This window comes from Streptomyces oryzae, from assembly GCF_017676365.1.
Classification (GTDB): domain Bacteria; phylum Actinomycetota; class Actinomycetes; order Streptomycetales; family Streptomycetaceae; genus Streptomyces; species Streptomyces oryzae.
The window spans coordinates 1-4,290 of the sequence record NZ_JADKMA010000327.1 but is presented as its reverse complement, the minus strand read 5'-3'; the positions used below and the strand labels follow the sequence as shown (position 1 = coordinate 4,290).

The following is a 4,290-nucleotide window of genomic DNA, read 5'->3' as shown; positions in this document are numbered from 1 at the left end:
GTGGCGGGGGTGACGCGGGGTGAGGGCACGGGTGGAGTGGTAGGCCGAGGCGAGGGTGACCTGCTGGATGCCGAGCGCTGCGAGGCGGCCGGGCGCCTGGGGATCGCCGGCCACGTCCCAGGGGTAGAGGAACGCCGCCGCCCGCATCAGCGCGCCGCCTCGCCGGCCCGCGCCAAGGTGCTGCCGGGCGCGGCGGCGGCCAGCTCCAGGCCCCGCTCCAGCAGCGCGGCCAGCTCCTCGATGTGCGCGGGCGCCGGGTCGGACAGCGGGGGCCGCACCCCGCCGACGTCCGGTCCGCGCAGCCGCACCCCAGCCTTGACCAGCGAAACGGCGTAGCCGCGGCCCTGGTTGCGCAGCTGCACGAACGGTACGTAGAAGCCGTCCAGCAGCTCCCGGACCGTCACCTCGTCGCCGGTGGCGAGCGCACGGTGGAAGGCGAGGGCGATCTCGGGCGCGAAGCAGAAGACGGCGGAGGAGTAGAGGGAGACACCGAGGCCGCGGTAGGCGAGCCCGGTCAGCTCCGCTGTGGGCAGCCCGTTGAAGTACCGGAAGTCCTGCTCCAGGCCCGCGCCGCGGACGGCGGTGATGATGCGCTGCAGCAAGTCCGGATCGCCGTGGCCGTCCTTGAGACCGATGATGCGCGGGTGGCGGGCGAGGCGTACGACGCCCTCGGGAGTGAAAAGAGCGTTGTCGCGCTGATAGACGATGGTGGGCAGCGAGGTGGCTTCCGCCAGCTCGGTGTAGTGCCGCACCAGCCCGTCCTGGCCCGCCGCCACCAGATACGGCGGCATCGCCAGCAGCCCGTCGGCGCCTGCTGCCTCGGCTCGGCGCGCGAACTCCCGGGCGAGCGCGGGCCCGTATCCGGCACCGGCCACCACCGGCACCCTTCCGCCGGTCTCCGCGACGGCGGCTGCCACGCACTCCTCGAACTCCTCCGGCGCGAGCGCGTGGAACTCACCGGTGCCGCAGCACGCGAAGACGGCCCCCGCGCCCGCCGCCACGCCGCACCGCACGTGGGCGCGGAAGGCATCGAGGGCGAGGGAGCCGTCGGCGGCGAAGGCCGTCACGGGGAAGAAGAGCAGCCCGTCGAGCCGCTCGGCGAGCGAGGCACCGGGAGGCGGAGAGGACGGGGACGAGGGCATACGGAGCTCCTTGCGAGCCGGGACCGGGGGCGGTGCGCCCCGCAGTTGTGCACTCTTCTGACATTCGTCCATATTCCTGAACAGTGGTCACGCTAAGGCAGCCGCGCGCCACCGGTCAAGGCCGAACCCCGGTGCCCAACATCGGACTTCGGCCGCACAAAGAGCGCGCAACCCGGGGCACGGCTGTCTTGACGGGCCTGGGGGCGCTCCATAGCGTCTCTCCCAGCCCACCCCTATATGTGAACCCCGTCCATGGATGGAGACTTCGTCATGCCCGAGAGCTCCGCACCGGAGCCCGCTGACCGCACCGTCCTGCTCACCGGCGCCGCCGGCGGCCTCGGCACCCTGATGCGCGGGCTGCTCCCCTCTTACGGCTACACCTTGCGGCTGCTGGACATGCGCCCCGTCGACGGCGAGCCGGAAGCCCTCGTCCTGGACCTGAGCACCGCGACCGGCGACGAACTCCGTGCGGCGGTACGCGGCGTGGACGCGGTCATCCATCTGGCGGGAATCTCCCTGGAGTCGACGTTCGAGAAGATCCTCGAGGCCAACATCCGGGGCACGTACGCGCTCTACGAGGCCGCGCGCGCCGAGGGCGTACGCCGGATCGTCTTCGCCTCCTCCAACCACGCGGTCGGCTTCACTCCGGTGCCCGGGGACGGCAAGGGCGCGGCCGGTGCCGGCGGGGCCCCGCTGATCCCCGTGGACACCCCGCGTCGCCCCGACACCTTCTACGGCCTCTCCAAGTGCTTCGGCGAAGACCTCGCACAGCTCTACTGGGACCTGCACGGCACCGAGACCGTCTCCGTCCGCATCGGCTCCTGCTTCCCCGAACCGACGTCGGTGCGGATGCTCTCGGTGTGGCTCAGCCCCGCGGACGGGGCCCGGCTCTTCCACGCGGCGCTGACCGCCGAGAACGTCGGCCACACCGTCGTCCACGGCTCCTCCGCCAACACCCGGCTGTGGTGGGACCTCGGCCCGGCCCGAGCGCTGGGCTACGAACCGCGCGACAACTCCGAGCCTTACGCCGCGCAACTCATCGCCGAACAGGGTGAGTTGGACACCGCTCGGCCCGACCAGGCGCATCTGGGCGGCCACTTCTGCACCCGGCCCCCGAGCTGGCCACACTGAACGGGAGCTGAAGGGGGTACCGGCCGGTCCGGGCCCGGCAGGCATGATGGAGCCGCAACCGATCAGCCACGGGGAGGCTCCACCCATGCTCGCCACGCCGCTCGCCCACGTCGCTCCGCTCAACCGGCTCGCCGCGTCGGACTCCGACAAATCCGGCTCCGACCTGCTCTCCGACCTGACGCACTCGGGTGTGCTGAGCTGGATCGTGCTCGGCCTGGTCGCGGGCACGGTGGCCAAGGTCCTGCTGCCGGGCCGCGATCCGGGCGGCCTGGTGGGCACCGTCCTGATCGGCATCGCCGGCGCCTTCATCGGCGGCTGGCTCTCGGCGACGTTCCTGGACCGCCCGATAGCCAACAACGTCGTCGACCCCGGCCTCTGGGTCGCCGCCATCGCCGGCTCCCTCGTCCTGCTGATCGTCTACCGCCTGCTGTTCGGCCACTCCCGCGACCGCCGCTGACCGCGCGGCGCCCGCGCGGAGCGGGCGTTGGGAGGGCCGGGGTTCGGGGACCGGCGCCGCCGGGTGGTAGAAACGCGGAGGTACACATCCCCGCGTGGAAAGGAGACGCCATGTCGTCCAAGCGTCGCCGCAAGAAGAAGGCTCGTCGCGGCAACGCGGCCAACCACGGCCGCCGGCCTCAGTCCTGAGGGCGGACCCCCGCGTGCCGTACGGCACGCGGGGGTCCCCAGCTTCGCGGGCAGCCATCCCCGACCCGGCAGGCGCCGGGCCCGTATCCTCCCGGCACCCGGCCTCGTTAGGAGGCCGTGAGCACTCGAATCTCCACCCGGCACCCCATCCGCACCGCCATGGCCGCCCTCGCTCTGGCCGTGCCGCTGCTCGCCACGCAGTCCGCGCCCGCCGTCGGCGCCGCGAGCGCCGACGGCAAGACCCAGGGCGTCTTCCTCAGCATCTCCAGCTCCCGGAAGGCAGCGATCCGGGGCGTCCTCCTCCAGTGCGAGCCCAAGCCGCGCGGGCGCCACCCGAAGGCCGCCGAGGCGTGCGCCGCGCTCGACAAGGCGCACGGCAACCTCGCGGCGCTGCCCCGCAAGCGCGGCCACTGCACCATGCAGCACGCCCCGGTGACCGTCGCCGCACGCGGCAGCCACCGGAAGAAGGCCGTCAACTGGAAGAAGACGTTCCCCAACGCCTGCGCCATGCATCTGGCGACGGGCCCCGTCTTCGACTTCTGAGACTTCTCAGACTTCCGAGCACCCTCCCCCGGTGGATTGCCGGGCGCAGCGGGGCCACCGGGGCCACAGCCCCGGGTTACAGCGCCGCAGCGCCCGGCTTCACCATGCCGCGCACCGTACGCGAGTCGACGTACTCGCCCAGCGCCGTCATCTCCCACTCGCCGGAGAACTGGCGGATGAACTTGGCCATCAGGACGCCCGTCCGCGGCTCGGAATGGGTCAGGTCGAAGCGGACCAGCTCACCGCCGGACGCGTCGAGCAGCCGGCAGTACGCCTTGGCGACGTCCGTGAACTTCTGGCCCGAGAAGGAGTTCACGGTGAAGACCAGCCCCGAGACCTCGGGCGGGAGGTCGCCGAGGTGGACGGTGATCACCTCGTCGTCCCCGGCGCCCTCGCCGGTGAGGTTGTCACCGGAGTGCTGGATGACGCCGCCCAGGATGGCCAGCTTGCCGAAGTAACAGGCGTCGATCTTCTTGCGGTTGGCGTCGTAGGCGATCACCGAGGCGTCGAGGTCGATGTCCTTGGCCCGCCTGCCCGCGCGGAAGACCGGCTCCCAGCCGAGCCCCATCCGTACCGAAGTCAGCAGCGGCCGGCCGCCCTTGACCAGCGAGACCGTCTGGTTCTTCTGGAGGCTGACCCGGCCCTTGTCCAGGTTGATCTTCCCCGCGGCCGGAGCCGATGGGGCGGCGGGAGCGGAAGGCACAGAAGGCACAGCAGGCGCGGACGGGGCCGATGGGGCCGGTGGGACCGGTGGCGCCGTCGGCATGTTGGGTGCCGAGGGAGCGGCAGGCGCGGCAGGAGCGGAAACCGGGGGTGCGGGGGGTGCGGG

At 72.4% G+C, this 4,290-nt stretch carries 6 protein-coding genes; 4 read left to right on the top strand and 2 right to left on the bottom strand.

From position 1 onward, the window contains the following. Positions 1-146 precede the first annotated feature (146 nt). Entirely contained in the window at positions 147-1,142 is a 996-nt protein-coding gene (locus ITI46_RS33440) for a 5-dehydro-4-deoxyglucarate dehydratase (RefSeq protein ID WP_209243704.1), read from the bottom strand. Between the two features lie 270 nt (positions 1,143-1,412). On the opposite strand from ITI46_RS33440, the gene ITI46_RS33435 reads away from it, so the two are divergent. From ITI46_RS33435 to ITI46_RS33425, 4 genes are all read left to right on the top strand, one after another. Next, on the top strand, positions 1,413-2,273 hold the full coding sequence (locus ITI46_RS33435; RefSeq protein ID WP_209243703.1) for an NAD-dependent epimerase/dehydratase family protein: 861 nt from the start codon (positions 1,413-1,415) through the stop codon (positions 2,271-2,273). 175 nt (positions 2,274-2,448) lie between these two features. After that, positions 2,449-2,730 (top strand): GlsB/YeaQ/YmgE family stress response membrane protein, encoded by a 282-nt coding sequence (locus ITI46_RS33430; protein ID WP_372452137.1) that lies wholly within the window; start codon positions 2,449-2,451, stop codon positions 2,728-2,730. Positions 2,731-2,840: 110 nt separating this feature from the next. Beyond that, on the top strand, positions 2,841-2,918 hold the full coding sequence (locus tag ITI46_RS36290; protein WP_504739824.1) for a 50S ribosomal protein bL37: 78 nt from the start codon (positions 2,841-2,843) through the stop codon (positions 2,916-2,918). Positions 2,919-3,035: 117 nt separating this feature from the next. Further along, positions 3,036-3,461, top strand: a complete 426-nt coding sequence (locus ITI46_RS33425) for an SSI family serine proteinase inhibitor (protein ID WP_307808424.1) — start codon at positions 3,036-3,038, stop codon at positions 3,459-3,461. A gap of 76 nt (positions 3,462-3,537) precedes the next feature. Here ITI46_RS33425 and ITI46_RS33420 read toward each other — a convergent pair. Then, on the bottom strand, positions 3,538-4,290 hold a 753-nt coding region (locus ITI46_RS33420; RefSeq protein WP_209243701.1), incomplete at its 5' end, for a TerD family protein.